The sequence below is a fragment of the Cetobacterium sp. genome (assembly GCF_048470075.1).
Taxonomy (GTDB): Bacteria; Fusobacteriota; Fusobacteriia; order Fusobacteriales; family Fusobacteriaceae; genus Cetobacterium_A.
The window spans coordinates 1-17,520 of sequence record NZ_DBGBQB010000084.1 but is presented as its reverse complement, the minus strand read 5'-3'; the positions used below and the strand labels follow the sequence as shown (position 1 = coordinate 17,520).

Sequence of the window (17,520 nt, the reverse complement as noted above, 5' to 3'; positions counted from 1 at the left end):
AAGTAAACTAAATATTGATTGGCAACGATAGCTATGGAGGTACACCCAGTAACATTTCGAACCTGGAAGTTAAGCCCATAAACGCTGAAAGTACTTGGGGGGCAGCCCCCTGGGAGGATAGGAAGTTGCCAATCTTTTTTTTATACCTAAAAACTGGAGGATGGTTATATGATAAAACAAAATAAAGTAAAATTGATATATAATCCTGTTTCAGGTGGTGGAAAAATTTTAAAAGAGCTGGATAAGATTTTTGAAGTATACCAAGAACATGGATATATTGTTGATATTTTTAGAGTTTCCAAGGGATGTAACAAAGAGGATATCTTAAAAGATATAGATGATTACAATCATTTTTTAATTTCAGGTGGAGATGGAACAATCAATAGTTTTGTGAATATTCTAAAAAAAAATGATGTGGATATTCCAATTGCTGTATTGCCAACAGGAACTGCCAACGATTTTGCCAATGTTATAGGTATGCCCAAAAATATAGAAAAGGCTTGTAGAAAAATATTGTCTACTGAGATAAAAGAGATTGATTTAGGCAGAATAAATGATCGATATTTTATAAATATAGCTAGTATTGGAGTATTTTCTACAATTTCTCAAACTACAGACAGAAACATGATAAAAACTATGGGGAAATTAGCATATATTTTAAATGGTATTAAAGAGATGACAAAAATAAAAAAATTGAAAATAATACTAGAGAGTGATGAATATAGTGCAATAACTGATATAGTATCACTTTTAGTTTTTAATGGAAAGAGCGCAGGAAATTTTGAGCTAGCCTACAATGCAAAACTGGATGACGGATACTTTGATGTGTTACTTTTAAAACCAGATTTTATTGTGGATGTTCCTGAGATAAGCGCGGCATTGGCAACAAAAACACATCTAGAAAAAAATATACATTCAGTAAAATATTTTAAAACTAAATCTATGAAAATTGTAGGTGTTGAAAATTACTCTACAGATATAGATGGGGAGATTGGTCCAAAATTACCAATAGAGATAGAGTGCATCCATAGAGGATTAAAAGTTTTAGGTATTAGTTAAAAAAAATTTGAAAAGAGTACTAAAAAAATGGTAAAATGTATAGTAAATATAAAAAAAGGGGATGTAAAATTGAAAAAATTTACTGAAGTTTTAATAAACTATTTTCAAAAATTAAAAGTGGCTTTACCAGAGGATTTATTCATAAAAAATATCCAAATGGACAGTAAAAAAGTGGAAAAAGGGTCATTGTTTATAGCGATTAATAATGGAAATAACTATATAGAGGAAGCTTTTGAAAGAGGAGCTGAGATTGTTGTCGCCGATAGAGCGCAGACATCAAATAACCCCAGAATAATAGAGGTTAGAGATAGTGTAAAATTTTTGCAAGATATAGCTAAGGTGTATAGAGAATCCTTAAATATCAAGGTGGTTGCAATAACTGGAAGTGAAGGGAAGACTACAACAAAAGATCTGGTGTTTGGAGTTGTATCTAGTAAATATAGGGCAAAAAAAACTTTAGGAAACTACAATAATCAAATTGGTTTACCATTTTCAATACTTCAACTTCAAGAGGAAGATGAGGTGGCAGTTCTGGAAATGGGTATGAGTAGTCTTGGAGAGATAGATATATTATCTCAAATAGCTCAACCAGATTATGCAATAATAACAAATATTGGAGATTCTCACCTAGAGTTTCTAAAGAATAGAGACAATGTTTTTAAAGCTAAAACTGAGGTTCTAAAATATGTGGATAAAAGTCGTGTTTTAGTCTATGGAGATGATCCATATCTTAAAAATTTGGAAGCTATAAAAGTCGGATTTAAAATGGGAAATGACTATGTGGTAACCGATGAGATAGAAAAATATGAGGGAGTTTATTTTAAATTGAATGGGGAGGAGTATTTTACACCTTTAAATGGTCTATATAATGTTATAAACTCTTCATTTGCTATTGTTTTAGGTAAACTACTTAATATACCACATTCAGATATAAAAAAATCATTGAACCATATAAAGATCACTTCAATGAGATTTGAGAAAATAGAAAAAGATGGTATATTGTTTATAAATGATGCATATAATGCCAGCCCAGTATCAATGGAAATGGCACTTAAAGCGTTTTCATCATTGCCTTTAGAGAGGAAAAAAATTGTGGTTTTAGGTGATGCTTTAGAGTTGGGAGAGAAAGAGATAGAGTATCATAGAGATATATTGATAGAATCTCTAAAACACAATTTTGATAAGATATTTATCTATGGAGAAAGAATGAAAAAGGCTTCAGAGATTATAAATGATTCTAGAATAACCTATTTTACAGAGAAAAGTGCTATAAAAGATGGGCTTAATAAAATGGAAAATATCGCTGTTCTATTAAAAGGGTCAAGAGGGATGAAGTTAGAAGAAATAATTATGTAGTTAAAGGAGTAAGAGGGATGCTATACTTATTGGCAGGATATTTACCAGTTTTAGAGGGGCTTAAATCTATATATTTAAGAAGTTTTTTAGCATTTATATTAGCATTTTTAGTTGTTTTAATGACTGGAAAACCATTTATACAGTATTTAAAAGTAAAAAAATTTGGAGAGTCTATTAGAGAGGAAGGACCAGTAAGTCATTTCTCAAAAAAAGGAACTCCAACTATGGGTGGAATTTTAATAATATTTGGAACTCTAGTGACATCTTTATTGGTGGGAGATCTTTTTAATAAATTTTTAATCTTGATGTTCATAGTGACTATTCTCTTTAGTAGTATAGGTTTTATAGATGATTATAAAAAATTTACAGTCAATAAAAAGGGGTTGTCAGGTAAGAAAAAATTAATAGGACAATGCTTTATAGCTGTTGTAACTTGGTTTTTTATAAAGGAGTTTGGTTTAACAGGAAATAAAATTTTAGACCTATCTATTGTAAATCCTGTAATTTCAAATAGTAATTTTTACTTGGGAAGTTTTCTTATGTTAATCTTTATAGCTTTGGTACTGATGGGAACTTCAAATGCGGTAAATATAACAGATGGATTGGACGGATTGGCAATAATGCCTGTAATAATAGGTGCGACAATTTTAGGAATAATAGCGTATTTCACTGGTCATATAGAGTTAAGTAATCACCTTAATTTACACTATATAGCAGGTATAGGTGAGTTATCAGTGTTTTTATCCGCTTTAATAGGAGCTGGATTGGGATTCTTATGGTATAATTTTTATCCTGCTCAAATCTTTATGGGAGACACAGGATCTTTGACATTAGGAGGGATTTTGGGAGTTGTAGCAATCCTTTTAAAACAGGAGTTGCTTTTACCGATAATAGGCGGAGTATTTGTTTTAGAAGCTGTATCTGTTATTCTTCAGGTGGGGTCTTTTAAAATGAGGGGTAAAAGAGTATTTAGAATGGCACCGATACACCATCATTTTGAACTAGCAGGATTACCTGAAACAAAAGTGACAATGAGATTTTGGATTGTGGCATTGTTTTTAGGAATGATAGCTTTAGGTATAGTGAGATTAAGAGGAATACTATAATAGGACCACAGTGAAAATCACTGTGGTTTTTGTCGTTTAAAAATAAGGAGGTAGATCCATGAAAAAGGCGATGATTTTTGGAGCTGGAGTTAGTGGAAAGGGTTCAGAGAAAACTTTGAAAAAAATGGGATATAAAGTTTTTTTAATTGATGATAAAACAGGAATCTCTTCAGAGGATGGATTGAAAATATTGGAAACTGATAGTATAAATATTTTTATTAAAAGTCCAGGTGTACCCTATACAGAGTTAGTGAAAAAAGCTTTGGAATTAGGGATAGAGGTTATAGATGATATAGAACTAGGTTATAGATATAAGATGATTAACAATATCAAAGGTAAAATAATAGCTATAACAGGGACAAATGGAAAGACAACAGTTACTTCAAAGATACAGGAAATGCTTGGAAAAGCTGGATACAAGGCAAAGGTCTGTGGGAATATAGGATACTCTTTCAGTGAAACTGTTATGGAAAATCCAACTCTTGATTACTATGTTTTAGAGGCCAGTTCTTACCAACTAGAAAATATAAAAGAGTTTAAAGCGGATATTTGCTTAGTGATTAATTTAACGCCAGATCACCTGTCAAGATATAGAGATTTAGATCACTATTATGACACAAAGTTTAATATAGGGAACAAACAAAAGGAAAGAGAATATTTTCTAGTAAATACTTCATGTGCTGAAAGTTTGAAAAGAGTTAAAAAAATTTCTGGAAACATAATATTTTTAGGAAGCACTGAAACAGATAGAAAAGAGTTAGTTTTTGCTAAAGAGGGAAAGATATACTTTAAGGATGAATCGGTTTTAGATATAGAGCTTGCATCCTTAAAAGGAAAACATAACTTAGAAAATATGTTATTTATAGTTTGTGTAGGTAAAATTTTAGATATACCAACTGAAGTTATAAGAGAGTTTTTATACTCTACGAAAACTTTGGAACACAGAATGGAAAACTTCTTTAGCTATGGAAAAGTGGAGTTTATAAATGACTCCAAAGGAACGAACATAGACTCAACAAAATTTGCAGTGGAAGCTTTTGAAAAGCCTATTTTAATATGTGGTGGATATGATAAGAGATTGGATTTGACACCTTTGGAAAAACTGATTAAAGATAGAGTGAAAGAGGTTTATCTAATTGGAGATATAGCAGATAGTCTTGAAGCTGGATTACTGAAAATGGGTTATCCAAAAGACAAGATTTTTAATCTAAAAACCTTGGATAGAGTTTTAGAGCAAATAAAATTAAAGATTAACCAAAACGAGAGGGAGATTGTACTATTTTCTCCAGCTACATCAAGTTTTGACCAATTTAAAAACTTTGAAGAAAGAGGAAAAATTTTCAAAGAGTTGGTAATAAGTTATTTTAATTAGGAGAGAGTTTATGAAAAAAAAAATAATTATAACGACTGGTGGAACAGGAGGTCATATATATCCAGCTTTAGCAGTGGGAAAAAAACTTATAGATAGAGGGATGGAAGTTCTATTTGTAGGTAGTTCCACAAGAATGGAAAAGGACCTTGTTCCAGAAGAGGGATTTAAGTTTTCAGGAATAGATATACATCCATTTCAAAATTTGAAAAAGATACCATCAAATATAAAAGCCTTTTTACAAGCTTTTAAAATAGTAAAAAAAGAACAGCCAGATATAATTGTGGGATTTGGTAATTATATATCAATACCGGTGTTGTTCGCAGGGATGATTTTGGGAAAAAAAATATATTTACAAGAGCAAAATGCAGATTTAGGAATGGCCAATAAACTATTTTATAAAATAGCAAAAAAATGTTTTTTAGCCTTTGATACAACTTATGAGGAGATATCAGTAAAGGATCAGCACAAATTTCTAGTGACGGGGAATCCATTGAGAGAGGATATCTATACAATGGATAAAGAAACAGAGAGAGAAAGACTAAAGATAGGAAAAGATGAGAAGGTACTTTTAATAACAGGTGGAAGTTTGGGGGCAAAATCTTTAAATGAGGCTGTAATTAAAAATCTGAAAGATATTTATAAAGATAAAAGTATTAGAATATATTGGGCTACAGGTGAGAAAAACTTTAATGAGATAAATGAAAAATTAGAGGATCAACAGATTAAAGTTAGCGACATAATAAAACCATATTTTAATAATATGATAAATATAATGGCTGCAGCAGATTTGATTGTTTGTAGAGCTGGAGCTCTGACAGTTTCAGAGATAATGCAATTGGAAAAACCATCCATCCTGATACCGTATAACTCAATTAAAGTTGGGCAGTATCAAAATGCTAAAATATTAGCAGAGAATGAAGCTGCTCTTTTATACAGCGACAGTAAAGCTGAAGAAGCTCTTGAAAAAGCTTTGGAGCTTATAAAAAATGATGAGGAACTAAATAAAATGAGTAGAAAAGCTAAAAATTTAAAAAAGAGCAACGCAGCTGAGAAAATTCTAGAATGCTTAGATATATGGAGGAATTAAATGGAAAAAATATACTTTATTGGAATAAATGGAATTGGAATGAGTGGATTAGCAAAAATCATGAAGTTAAAAGGTTATGAAGTTTGTGGGGCAGACCTTTCTAGAAACTACGTGACAGAGGAGTTAGAAAGTTTAGGGATAAAAGTGTTTGGAGAGCATCTTGCACAAAATGTTGTGGGGTCAGATTTAGTAGTCGCTTCAAGTGCTATAAAACAGGAAAATCCAGAGATACAAAAAGCTAAGGAGTTAGGAATAAAGATAATTAAAAGAGGGGAGTTACTATCTCTTTTAATGAATAAAGAGAAGGGAATAGCAGTAGCTGGAACTCATGGAAAAACAACAACAAGTTCTATGTTAGGGTCACTACTTTTAGATATTGATCCAACGATAGTGGTTGGTGGAATTTTACCAGAGATAGGTTCTAATGCTAGATGTGGAAAAAAAGAGATTTTTATAGCAGAAGCGGATGAAAGTGACAACTCGTTTTTACATCTAACACCAGAAATTTCAATTATTACAAACATTGAGGCAGATCACCTTGAAAATCATGGGTCACTTGAAAATATAAAAAACTCATTTAAGCAATTTATGGATCAAACAAAGGAGGAGATTTTAGTTTGTGATGATTGCCAAGAGAGTTTAGAATTGATAAAAAATAGAAAAAATGTAAAAACTTATAGTATAAAAAAGACAGATTCAGATATAATAGCTACAGATATTAGAATAATAGATTCAAAAACAATATTTAAAGTAAATATTGATGGAGAGTTTTTCGGAGAGTTTGAACTCTCTATCCCAGGTAATCACAATATTCAAAATGCTTTACCTGTAATATATTTAGCAAAAAAATATGGTATTTCAAAGGAAAGAATAGCACAAAAACTTTTAGAGTTCAAAGGAGCTAAAAGAAGATATGATATTCTTCACAGTGATAAAATAAGAATAATAGATGATTATGCACATCATCCAACAGAGATAAAAGCCACTATTCAGGGGGCAAGAACTATAGAGAAAAATAAGACAGTAGCTATTTTCCAACCTCATAGATACAGTCGTGTAAAATTCCTTTTAAATGAGTTTAAAGGTAGTTTTGAAGGTGTGGATGAAGTTATACTGATGCCTGTTTATAGTGCAGGGGAGAAAAATGAGTTTGGAGTAACTTTAGAGAAGCTAAAGGAGAAAATTGGACATAAACACTGTAGAATAATAGAGAAAAATGAAGAGATAGAAAAAATAGTAGCAGGAGAGAAAGGATCTGCCACATTCTTATTTATGGGAGCTGGAAGCATATCTACATTAGCTCACACTATCGCAGAGAATATAGGGAGAACAGGAAATGAAGTTATATAAAAATCACATTATGAAAGAGCACTCAAATATGAAGATTGGGGGCATAGCAAAAGAGTATATAGAGATTGAAAATAGAGATGAATTATTAGAGGTTTTAAAAGAGAAAGAGAATACATTTATTTTAGGAAATGGAACAAATACTTTAATAGCTGATGGAGAGTTAGAGACAATCTTTATATCTCTTAAAGCGATTGATTATATAGATGATAAAGGGGATGGAATAGTTGAGGTTGGAGCGGGATTAGACTTCTCTAAACTGATAGACTATATGGCTGAAAAGAATTATACTGGTCTAGAAAATTTAGCTGGAATACCAGGAAGTGTTGGTGGACTTGTGTTTATGAATGGTGGAGCCCATGGAACAGAGATTTTTGACAGAATAATATCTGTTGAAATTATAGATGAAAATAATGAGCTTAGAAGAATAGAGAAAGAGAATCTAAAGTTTTCATATAGAGTGACAGAGATAAAAGAAAAAAAATGGGTTGTTGTAAGTGCAACCTTTAAATTTGATAAGGGATATTTAGGTGAGGTTGTAGAGAGATATAAGCTTAAAAGAAGTGAAAATCACCCACTGAATGAACCAAATTTAGGTAGTACTTTTAAAAATCCAGAGGGTTATTTTTCAGCAAGACTTATAATAGAAGCTGGGCTTCAAGGAAAAAGAGTGGGTGGAGCTGAGATATCTATGGTGCATCCAAACTTTGTTGTAAACAAGGGAGAAGCTAAGTTTAAAGATATTATCGATATAATCGAAGAGGTAAAAGCAGGTGTAAAAAATAAAACTGGAATACAATTGGAAGAAGAGATTATAATTGTAAGAAGCTAACTAGGAGGAATTAAGTGAGAATAGCAGTTGTTATGGGTGGAATTACATCGGAGAGAGAAGTTTCTTTAAGAAGTGGTCAGGCTGTTTTAAATAGTTTATTGAGACAGGGATATGACGCATATAAAATAGATTTAACAAGGGATAATTTAGTGTCAGCATTTACAGAGAATGAGTATGACTTAGTGTACTTGGCTCTCCATGGTGAATATGGTGAGGACGGTAGAGTTCAGGCTGTCTTAGATATGTTAGGGAAAAAATATACGGGATCAGGAGTTACAGGAAGTGCTGTTGCAATGGATAAGATTCTGACTAAAATAATAGCTAGAGATCTAGGTATAAGAGTTGCAAAAACTTATGAATCAGTAGAGGAGATAGACAGCTATCCAGTGGTTATAAAACCAGCTAAAGAGGGTTCAAGTGTTGGATTATATATATGTAACACAGAGGAAGAGGCAAAGAGTGCATATGAAACATTACAAGGAAAAGAGCCTTTGATAGAGGAGTTTATAAAGGGTGATGAACTGACTGCTGGAGTGTTGAATGGTGAAAAATTAGGCGTGGTTAGAATAAAACCAAAATCAGGTCTATATGATTATAAATCAAAGTATACTGTTGGAATGACAGAGTATGAGTGTCCAGCTCAAATAGATGAAAAGGCTTATGAGGAGGCCTCAGAGGCCGCAAGAAAAATTCATGAAAAATTGGGATTGAAAGGTGTGACAAGAAGTGATTTTATGCTGAAGGATGGGAAAACTTATTTCTTAGAGGTAAATACTTGCCCAGGTATGACTGAGACAAGTTTAGCACCGAAATTAGCAGCATTAAAGGGATATTCTTTTGATGATTTGACAAAGATGATAGTTGAGAGTTGTTAGTTAGAAAATATATGAAATAACAGGGAGAGATTCTTGAAAAAAGTATTTAAAATTGCTATAATATTGGCACTAACTTTTATTGTAATTCAGGTTGAAAAAGACTTTAAAAACAGAGTGTTTTTCAATATTTCAAAAGTTCAAATTAGCGATGTTTCACCAAATCTAAAACTAGACTTAGAAAAAATAAAAAATGAAATTTTGGGAAAAAATATAAATGATTTAAATTTGGAAGGTTTAGAAAAAAAACTGCTTAAAGATGTCAGAATAAAAAAAGCCAGTGTTTCTAAACAGAAGTTAAATGAGATAACTATTGATGTTACAGAAAAAGATAGTAGTTATTATGCTCAATATAAATCGGGAATATATACAATGGATGGAGAGGGAACAATTTTTGGAAAACTAGATGAATATCCTAAAAAAAGTATGCCAATTCTTGTAATAAAAGCTAATGATGAAAAAGATGAACTTTTGGAAATAATGGAAAAACTAAAAGAGCTGGATTTAAGAGATGAAGTTTCACAACTGTATGTGGAAAATAAAAAGTTGATTTACATTATATTGAGAGATGGGACAAAGATAAAGACAGAGCCAGAAGTTTCAAAAAATAAGTATGAGATAATAATGAATCTATATAAGGAGTTGATAAAAACTAAGGAGATAGATTATATAGATATAAGATTTAAAGATATAATAGTAAGGGAAAAGGAGGGGAAAAGTGCGAGATAATATTACAAAACTAGCTTTAGATATTGGAAATGGTAAAATTAAATTTATTCTTGGAGAACTTAGTACAGAGGGATTGAAGTTAAGAGTACTAGATTACTTAGAGGTGCCAAGTGAAGGCATAAAGAGATCGGTAGTGGAGGATTCAGAACTTTTAAGTGCAAGTATAGCTAAGGGATTAAAAGAGTTAGAACAAAGAAATGGCAGAGAGTTTGAAGCGGTATCTTTGGGAGTTAGTAGCGATAGAATTGTGTCAAAAACTGACCATGGTTGTATCGAATTCAATGAAAAAGAGATTACAGCTCAGGATATGTACAACTTAGTTGAATTAGTAAAAAGTAATATATTAAAAGACGATGAGATTGTTATAGAGCAAGAGGCATATAACGTTAGAGTTAATAGCTCAGGAATACTAAAAAATCCAATTGGGCAAATTGGAAAAAGTATTCAAGGGGATGTGCATCTGATAACAATAAAAAAAGATCAGTTAGATCCAATTGTGGAAGTTGTAAATAGTGCTGGATTGGAGATTGAAGATATATTTTTAAATGCTTCATCATCTGCAAAATCAACACTAGAGTATGAAGATAGACAGATGGGAGTAGCTCTAATCGATATAGGAGAGGGAGTTACAGACATAGCTATCTATAAAAATGATAAAATAATTTATACAAAATCTTTATCAATAGGTGGAATGCATTTTGTAAATGATATAAGTTATCTTTTAAAAATACCAAAAAAAGAGGCTAAAGAGATTCTTGAGAAATTGAGAAGCAAACAGTATTCAAATGGGCTAATAAAGACAGAGAATGGCGAATATAGCTTAGATGAGATCAAAGAGATTATAGATGCTAGAACAGGTGACTTGATCAATTTTATCTCTAAAACTATAGAGGAATCAGGATTTAATGGTTATTTAGGAAAAGGATTGGCCTTTACTGGAGGTGCTGTTGCAATAGATGAGATTTTCAGTAAAGTGGGAAGCAAAATGGAGTGTGCTGTTAGAAAGGTTAACCCATTCCCATTGAGAGGACTAGAAAATGTAAATCCCTCTATGTCAACAGTAATTGGTATTTTACTGACAAAATTAGAAGCGGAATTTCAAAAGAGAAACGAAGTAAAAAGTGACAGTTTAAAAGATGAGTTTGTAGCTATGGAAAAAGAGGAAGAGGTCTTTACGGAACTTCCTATCAATGAGACAATCTTTAGACAAGAGGACTATGAAGAGGAGTATGAAGAGGAAGTAGTTACAGATGGAGCTTTAAACAAAATAAAAAAATGGATTTCTAACTTTATATAATAAGGAGCTGTATGAAAATGTTTAATAACGAGTGTGAAGTAAAGATAAAAGTAATCGGAGCTGGAGGAGCTGGAGGAAATGCAATAAATGACATGATTTCAGCTGGGGTAACAGGTGTAGAATATATTGCGGCAAATACGGATGCCCAGGATTTAAACAACTCTTTAGCGGATATAAGAGTTCAATTGGGAGAGAAATTAACAAGAGGTCTGGGAGCTGGAGCTGACCCAGAAGTTGGAAAGCAAGCAGCTGAAGAGGATGTAGAAAAATTAAGAAATCTATTGGAAGAAACAGATATGCTATTTATAACAGCTGGAATGGGTGGAGGAACAGGGACAGGTTCTGCACCAGTTATAGCTAAAATAGCTAAGGAGATGGGAGTATTAACAATAGGTATAGTAACAAGACCATTCTCTTTTGAAGGAAGAAAGAGAAAAAATAATGCTGATTTAGGTTTATCGAACTTAGAGAAGCATGTGGATTCATTGGTAATCATTCCTAATGATAAACTATTTGAACTACCAGAGAAAACAATAACTCTTCAAAACGCTTTTAAAGAAGCTAACAATATCTTAAAAATAGGTATCAAAGGAATCGCTGACCTAATGATAGGTAGAGGACTTATAAACTTGGACTTCGCTGACATTAAAGCGACTATGCAAAACTCAGGAGTTGCTGTTTTAGGATTTGGAGAGGGAGAGGGAGAGAACAGAGTTGCAAAAGCTACAGAAAAAGCTCTATCATCACCTCTTTTAGAGAAATCAATTATGGGAGCGAGTAAAGTTTTAATCAATATAGCTGGATCGTCGAACTTAGGGCTTATGGAAGCGCAAGCAATAGCTAATATAGTTAAAGAAGCTGCGGGAAAAACAGCTGAGGATATAATGTTTGGTATCACTGCTGATGAATCATATGGAGATAAGATTCAAGTTACAATAATCGCTAATAGTTTTGGTGATGAACAGGAGAAAACAGAATCATTTATCAATGTAGAGAAAAAAGCAGAGACTCCAAAAGTTGAGGAAACAGCTGAAGTGAGAGATGAGTTAGATCTTCCACCTTGGATCAGAGCTAATAGAAGAGACTAACAAAAAAAGACTTGTAAAATTATTGATTCTATGTTAGAATTAATAATGCCCTGCTCAAGATCATTGTGTATTTTGGGCTAAAACCATAGGGAGGAGGTAATAACATGAAGAAGTATGAATTAATGTTCATCATCAACCCAACTATATTAGAAGAGGGAAGAGAAGCTGTAATCGCTAAAGTTAACAACATTTTAACTGTAGCTGGAGCAACTGTTCTTAAATCTGAGAAGTGGGGAGAGAGAAAGCTTGCTTATCCAATCGATAAGAAGAAGACAGGATTCTACGTACTAACTACTTTAGAGATGGACGGTACTAAGTTAACTGAGGTTGAGTCAAAGCTTAACATAACTGAAGAAGTTATGAGATACATCGTAGTTAAGAACGACTAATTAAAACTAAAGAAAACGTTTATTCTCAAATAAGGAGGTTATTAGAATGGCAGAATTCAGAAGAAGAAGAGCTAAATTAAGAGTTAAAGCTGAAGAAATCGATTACAAAAATGTTGATTTATTAAAGAGATTCGTTTCTGATAAAGGAAGAATCAATCCTTCTAGAGTAACAGGAGCTAACGCTAAGTTACAAAGAAAGATAGCTAAAGCTGTTAAGAGAGCTAGAAACATCGCTCTTATTCCATACACAAGAGTAGAGAAGTAAAAATAATGGGGTTGAAGATATCTATCTTCAACCCCTTTTTCTATACTCAATAGTTTATGTTATAAAACAAATAGTTACAAAAATAAAAAAAAGACAGGCTTTTTTATTTAAAGCTGTCTTTTTTTATAAGCATTATTTGCTTAATACTTTTCTAAGTCTAGCACTTAGAGTATTAGCATTAGCTTTAAGAATTTGCATAACTTCAACCTCGTTAGCACTCTTTAAAGTTTTTAAAGTTTTTGTACAAACTTTAACTTTAACAGCAACACCGTTGATAACAATCTTAGTTGTTTGTAAGTTAGGTTTCCAAACTCTTCCTGTTACTCTGTGAGAGTGAGAAATCTGATTTCCGAAAGTAATTCCTTTTCCAGTAATTTCACATCTTTGCATTCTATTACACCTCGCTTTCGTTATAAACATGCAAATTATTATACCATTACTGTAAGAAAATATCAAGGTATTTTTTAAATTATTTGGAATAGTTCATAAAAAACATTAAATATGTTATAATAATTAGGTAAAATACATATGGAAAAGGTGATATGAAATATGAATATTCATAGTTATAAAGTACTAGAGTTTAATAAGTTGAGAGAAGAGCTATCTCATTATATGACAATTGAAGAAAACCAAGAAAAAATATTGGAGTTAGAGCCCTTTAAAGATATAAACTCTCTTAGAAAAGAGTTGGATATAGTGAAGGACTTTATGGATTTTTTAAAGTTTGATGGTGGATTTGAACCAGCTGGAATGAGAGATATTGTAAATATAACTAGAAAATCTCAACTTGTTGGAATGTATTTAGAGCCAGAGGATCTATGGGCTTTAAATATCAATCTTAGAATTTTTAGAATTTTCAAAGGGAGATTGGAAACATTAGAAAAGTACAAAGATTTAAGAGGTAAATTTATAAATGTACCAACTCTTAAGAATTTTGAGGATTTAATAAATAAAGCGATAGATCCAGATAAAAATATAAAAGATGATGCATCTATTGATTTGAGAGAGCTAAGATTTCAGAAGAAAAATATGGTTGCAAATATAAAAAGAAAATTTGAAGAGATTTTCTCAAATGCAAATTATTCTAAGGCTATTCAAGAGAAAATTATAACAACAAGAGATGGAAGAAGTGTAATACCTGTTAAAACAGATTTTAAAGGTCTTATTAAGGGTATAGAGCACGATAGATCATCAAGTGGATCAACTGTGTTTATAGAACCAATATCTATTGTATCTTTAAACAATAAGATGAGAGAGCTTGAAGTTAGGGAAAGAGAGGAGATCAGAAAGATACTTCTAAGATTGACTGACCAAGTTAGACTTAATACTCCTATAATAAATGAGATTGGTAATACAATAATGTATCTGGATATATTAAATGGAAAATCTCAATTTGGTATAGAAAAAAAATGTTCAATCCCTGAGATAAATAATAAGGAGATGCTATCTTTAGTAAAAGCTAGACACCCATTTATAGATGAGAATATAGTGGTTCCTTTAACTTTTGAAATAGGAAGAGACTACAATACACTACTTATAACAGGACCAAATACTGGAGGAAAAACAGTAGCACTAAAAACGGCGGGACTGTTAACTTTAATGACTTTAGCTGGAGTTCCAATCCCAGCGGATGAAAAGACAAGTATTGGTTTTTTCAGTGGAGTATTTGCAGATATCGGTGATGAGCAGAGTATAGAACAGTCACTATCATCATTTTCAGCTCATTTAAAAAATATACAGGAGATATTAAACTCAGTTACAAAGGCCTCACTGGTACTACTGGATGAGCTTGGATCTGGAACTGACCCTATGGAGGGATCAGCTTTTGCAATGGCTGTAATTGACTATTTAAAAGATAAGAGATGTAAATCTCTAATAACAACTCACTACAGTGAGGTAAAAGCTTATGGATATAACGAAGTTGATATAGAGACTGCATCAATGGAGTTTAATGTAGAGACACTGTCACCAACATATAGATTGTTAATAGGAGTTCCTGGAGAGAGTAATGCCTTGACAATAGCTAAAAGATTGGGAGTTTCTGAAGTAATAATTGAAAGAGCTAAGAGTTATATAAGTGATGAAGATAAAAAAGTTGAGAAAATGATATCCAATATAAAGGATAAATCTTTAGAGTTAGAGAGTATGCAAGCTGAAGTTGAAGCCTTAAAAACACAGGCTCAAAAAGATAAAGATGAATATGAAGAAAAATTGAGAGTTTTAGAAAAAGAGAAAAATCAAATATTGAAGGAAGCCTATGAAAAAGCTGAATTGATGATGAGAGATATGCAAAATAAGGCAGCTGCTCTAGTTAATAAGATTCAAAAAGAGGATAAGACTAAAGAGGAGTTGAAAGAGGTTCAGAAAAAACTGAATATGCTTAGAACATCCCTACAAGAAGAGAAGAGTGAAAATGTTGAGGTCAAACCAAAAGTAGCTAGAAAGATAGACTATAAAATTGGAGATAGAGTGTTTGTAAATAGTTTAAATCAATATGCTATTGTAAATAAGATAAACCTAAATAAAGAGACTCTTAATATTCAAGCTGGAATATTGAAACTTGAAGTTTCTATGGATGATGTAAAAACAGTTGTAGAACCTAAGAAAAAGGAGTATAGACCTATAAATGCTCACGCTAAAACAAGAGTTAAAAATGAAGTTGATTTAAGAGGGAAACTTGTTGATGAGGCGATATATGAGTTAGAAACTTATATGGATAGAGCTCTTATGAATGGATATACAGAGATCTATGTAATTCATGGAAAAGGAACAGGAGCTCTTAGAACAGGAGTAATGGACTTTTTAAAAACTTCAAGATATGTAAAAGATTACAGAACAGGTGGTCATAATGAGGGAGGAATTGGATGTACAGTGGTGACTCTAAAATAACCTTGATAGTGGCTGCTGCAGGAGTTGGAAAGAGGATGAATCTTGGATATCCAAAACAATTTTTAGAGATAGAGGGGAAACCTCTATTTCTAAAAGTTTTGGAAGTTGCTGAAAAGAGTTCTACAATTGAAAGTATTATTGTTGTTACGGGACTAGAATCAATAGAGTTAGTTAAGAAATTTTGCAAAGAGTATCAGATTCAAAAAGTGACTAGAGTTGTTGCAGGTGGAAAGGAAAGACAATATTCTATTGAAAATGCGTTGGAATATTGTCAAGATAATAGTATAATAGCAGTACAGGATGGAGTTAGACCTTTTTTGAAGGAGAAGTATTTTTCACAGGCCTTGGAGATATTGGAGAGAGATTTAGATATTGACGGAGCTGTAGTGGGAGTTCCATTGAAAGATACGATAAAAAGAGTTAATTCCAATGGAGAAGTTATAGAAACTCCAAGACGAGATGAGTATATAGCCATTCATACGCCACAGATATTTAGAGGAAAAATATTGAAAGAAGCCTATAGAAAAGCTAGAGAGGATAAATTCTTAGGAACGGATGACTCATCTTTAGTTGAAAGAATAGGTGGACGAATCAAAGTTATAATAGGGGACTATGATAACTTAAAAATTACAACTGTTGAGGATTTAAAATTTCTTTAATTTTAAGAAGGAGAGAGAAATGAATGTTTTTTTAGCTCAGATGAAGCCTATATTGGGAGATACAGAAAAAAATTTAAAAAAAATAGTTGAGATTGTTGAAGAGCAAATTGAGAAAGGAACAGAGATAGTAGTATTTCCAGAACTTTCTTTGACGGGATATCTTTTGGAAGAGATGGTATATGATGTGGCAATAGATAAGGTGCCAGAGATACTATTAGAACTATCAAAAAAAATCTCAATAATTTTTGGGGCAGTGGAATTAGGCGAAGATTTATATCATTATAATACAGCTTTCTATTTAGAGGATGGAGAGATAAAACATAGACATAGAAAGATATATCTACCAACATATGGTCTTTTTGATGAGGGAAGATACTTTAAAGAGGGAGATAGTGTTAGAGCTTTTGACACTAAGTTTGGTAGAGTGGGAATGTTAATTTGTGAAGATATTTTCCATCAGAGTAATCCATATATTTTGGGACAGGATGGAGCACATACGATTTTTATAATAGCGAATAGTCCCACTAGACTTACAGATAAAGGGTTAGAGATAGAGAGTGTATGGGAAAGTATTTGTAGAACAACAGCTATCAGTAATGGATGTTTCACTGTGGTAGTAAATAGAGTTGGGGTAGAGGATGGAGTAAACTTCTGGGGTGGTAGTTTTGCAATTAGTCCTTCTGGAGATGTGTTAAAAAAATTGAAGCAGTTTGAAGAGGATGGGCAAGAGGTCTCAATTGATAAAAAAGAGATAGTAAAGATTAGATTTGCATCGGGGTCATGTAAAAATGAAAAAATAGATTTAGTACTAAATGAGTTAAGAAGAATAAAAAAAAGTAGATAAATTTATTAAAAGGAGTACCGATGAAAAAAACTTTGAAAATAGCTTTAGGAATCTTTTGTGGTTTTGGTATTGTCGCTGGTGTGTTTTATGCGAGTAAGGAGAACCCTAGAGTTTATTTAAGTGATAGAATAAATGTGGCATATGTAAATGAAGAGATAGATCATAAAAATTTTGACAATGTAATAAATCTTTTGAATAATGCTAATTTTAATATTGATGATAAAGTAAAAAAAGCTTTGGGCTATGTCAGAGGTCTTTATATGGTTTCTGATAGTAGTTTTATATCTGATAGAAAAGCCTGTGTAGGAATAGTTGATTTTGGATATATC

The 17,520-nt window shown here is 32.0% G+C and carries 18 protein-coding genes and 1 rRNA gene; 18 read left to right on the top strand and 1 reads right to left on the bottom strand.

What is annotated here, in order from left to right; translation table 11 throughout:
- The first annotated feature begins 17 nt into the window (after nucleotides 1-17).
- From rrf to rpsR, 14 genes are all read left to right on the top strand, one after another.
- Nucleotides 18-134: ribosomal RNA gene (gene rrf, locus ACMOUI_RS03285) — 5S ribosomal RNA — on the top strand.
- 34 nt (nucleotides 135-168) lie between these two features.
- On the top strand, nucleotides 169-1,059 hold the full coding sequence (locus ACMOUI_RS03280; protein WP_418964319.1) for a YegS/Rv2252/BmrU family lipid kinase: 891 nt from the start codon (nucleotides 169-171) through the stop codon (nucleotides 1,057-1,059).
- A 27-nt stretch (nucleotides 1,060-1,086) separates the two neighbouring features.
- Nucleotides 1,087-2,415, top strand: coding sequence for a UDP-N-acetylmuramoyl-tripeptide--D-alanyl-D-alanine ligase (locus ACMOUI_RS03275; protein WP_418964318.1), 1,329 nt, complete (start codon nucleotides 1,087-1,089; stop codon nucleotides 2,413-2,415).
- Nucleotides 2,416-2,432: 17 nt separating this feature from the next.
- A complete protein-coding gene (gene mraY, locus ACMOUI_RS03270; RefSeq protein ID WP_418964317.1) occupies nucleotides 2,433-3,521 on the top strand; it encodes a phospho-N-acetylmuramoyl-pentapeptide-transferase in 1,089 nt (362 codons plus the stop codon).
- Between the two features lie 58 nt (nucleotides 3,522-3,579).
- Complete coding sequence (gene murD, locus ACMOUI_RS03265; RefSeq protein ID WP_418964316.1) at nucleotides 3,580-4,893, top strand: UDP-N-acetylmuramoyl-L-alanine--D-glutamate ligase; 1,314 nt, start codon at nucleotides 3,580-3,582, stop codon at nucleotides 4,891-4,893.
- A 10-nt stretch (nucleotides 4,894-4,903) separates the two neighbouring features.
- Entirely contained in the window at nucleotides 4,904-5,980 is a 1,077-nt protein-coding gene (murG, locus tag ACMOUI_RS03260; RefSeq protein ID WP_418964315.1) for an undecaprenyldiphospho-muramoylpentapeptide beta-N-acetylglucosaminyltransferase, read from the top strand.
- Nucleotides 5,981-7,330 carry a UDP-N-acetylmuramate--L-alanine ligase gene (murC, locus tag ACMOUI_RS03255; RefSeq protein ID WP_418964314.1) on the top strand — a complete coding sequence of 450 codons (1,350 nt, stop codon included), beginning with the start codon at nucleotides 5,981-5,983 and terminating at the stop codon, nucleotides 7,328-7,330. It begins immediately after the preceding gene.
- Nucleotides 7,317-8,159 carry a UDP-N-acetylmuramate dehydrogenase gene (murB, locus tag ACMOUI_RS03250; RefSeq protein ID WP_418964313.1) on the top strand — a complete coding sequence of 281 codons (843 nt, stop codon included), beginning with the start codon at nucleotides 7,317-7,319 and terminating at the stop codon, nucleotides 8,157-8,159. Before murC ends, murB begins: the two co-directional genes overlap by 14 nt.
- A 14-nt stretch (nucleotides 8,160-8,173) precedes the next feature.
- On the top strand, nucleotides 8,174-9,034 hold the full coding sequence (locus ACMOUI_RS03245) for a D-alanine--D-alanine ligase (RefSeq protein WP_418964312.1): 861 nt from the start codon (nucleotides 8,174-8,176) through the stop codon (nucleotides 9,032-9,034).
- Between the two features lie 33 nt (nucleotides 9,035-9,067).
- The gene (locus tag ACMOUI_RS03240) at nucleotides 9,068-9,760 is read left to right on the top strand and encodes a cell division protein FtsQ/DivIB (protein ID WP_418964311.1); all 693 of its coding nucleotides are present in this window, start codon (nucleotides 9,068-9,070) and stop codon (nucleotides 9,758-9,760) included.
- Nucleotides 9,750-11,057: a cell division protein FtsA gene (ftsA, locus tag ACMOUI_RS03235; RefSeq protein ID WP_418964310.1), complete on the top strand. Its 1,308-nt coding sequence runs from the start codon at nucleotides 9,750-9,752 to the stop codon at nucleotides 11,055-11,057. The genes ACMOUI_RS03240 and ftsA overlap by 11 nt, the downstream gene beginning before the upstream one ends.
- 17 nt (nucleotides 11,058-11,074) lie before the next feature.
- Nucleotides 11,075-12,145, top strand: coding sequence for a cell division protein FtsZ (gene ftsZ / locus ACMOUI_RS03230; protein WP_418964309.1), 1,071 nt, complete (start codon nucleotides 11,075-11,077; stop codon nucleotides 12,143-12,145).
- Between the two features lie 104 nt (nucleotides 12,146-12,249).
- Nucleotides 12,250-12,534, top strand: a complete 285-nt coding sequence (rpsF, locus tag ACMOUI_RS03225; RefSeq protein WP_418964308.1) for a 30S ribosomal protein S6 — start codon at nucleotides 12,250-12,252, stop codon at nucleotides 12,532-12,534.
- Between the two features lie 46 nt (nucleotides 12,535-12,580).
- Nucleotides 12,581-12,799, top strand: coding sequence for a 30S ribosomal protein S18 (rpsR, locus tag ACMOUI_RS03220; protein ID WP_023051045.1), 219 nt, complete (start codon nucleotides 12,581-12,583; stop codon nucleotides 12,797-12,799).
- A 132-nt stretch (nucleotides 12,800-12,931) separates the two neighbouring features.
- Here the strand turns inward: rpsR and rpmB are convergent, their stop codons facing one another.
- Nucleotides 12,932-13,189, bottom strand: a complete 258-nt coding sequence (rpmB, locus tag ACMOUI_RS03215; RefSeq protein WP_418964307.1) for a 50S ribosomal protein L28 — start codon at nucleotides 13,187-13,189, stop codon at nucleotides 12,932-12,934.
- A gap of 159 nt (nucleotides 13,190-13,348) precedes the next feature.
- On the opposite strand from rpmB, the gene ACMOUI_RS03210 reads away from it, so the two are divergent.
- The 4 genes from ACMOUI_RS03210 to ACMOUI_RS03195 all read left to right on the top strand — a co-directional run.
- Nucleotides 13,349-15,688, top strand: a complete 2,340-nt coding sequence (locus ACMOUI_RS03210; protein WP_418964306.1) for an endonuclease MutS2 — start codon at nucleotides 13,349-13,351, stop codon at nucleotides 15,686-15,688.
- Nucleotides 15,664-16,347 carry a 2-C-methyl-D-erythritol 4-phosphate cytidylyltransferase gene (gene ispD / locus ACMOUI_RS03205; protein WP_418964305.1) on the top strand — a complete coding sequence of 228 codons (684 nt, stop codon included), beginning with the start codon at nucleotides 15,664-15,666 and terminating at the stop codon, nucleotides 16,345-16,347. Before ACMOUI_RS03210 ends, ispD begins: the two co-directional genes overlap by 25 nt.
- A gap of 19 nt (nucleotides 16,348-16,366) precedes the next feature.
- The gene (locus ACMOUI_RS03200) at nucleotides 16,367-17,191 is read left to right on the top strand and encodes a nitrilase-related carbon-nitrogen hydrolase (protein WP_418964304.1); all 825 of its coding nucleotides are present in this window, start codon (nucleotides 16,367-16,369) and stop codon (nucleotides 17,189-17,191) included.
- A 20-nt stretch (nucleotides 17,192-17,211) separates the two neighbouring features.
- On the top strand, nucleotides 17,212-17,520 hold a 309-nt coding region (locus ACMOUI_RS03195; RefSeq protein WP_418964303.1), incomplete at its 3' end, for a hypothetical protein.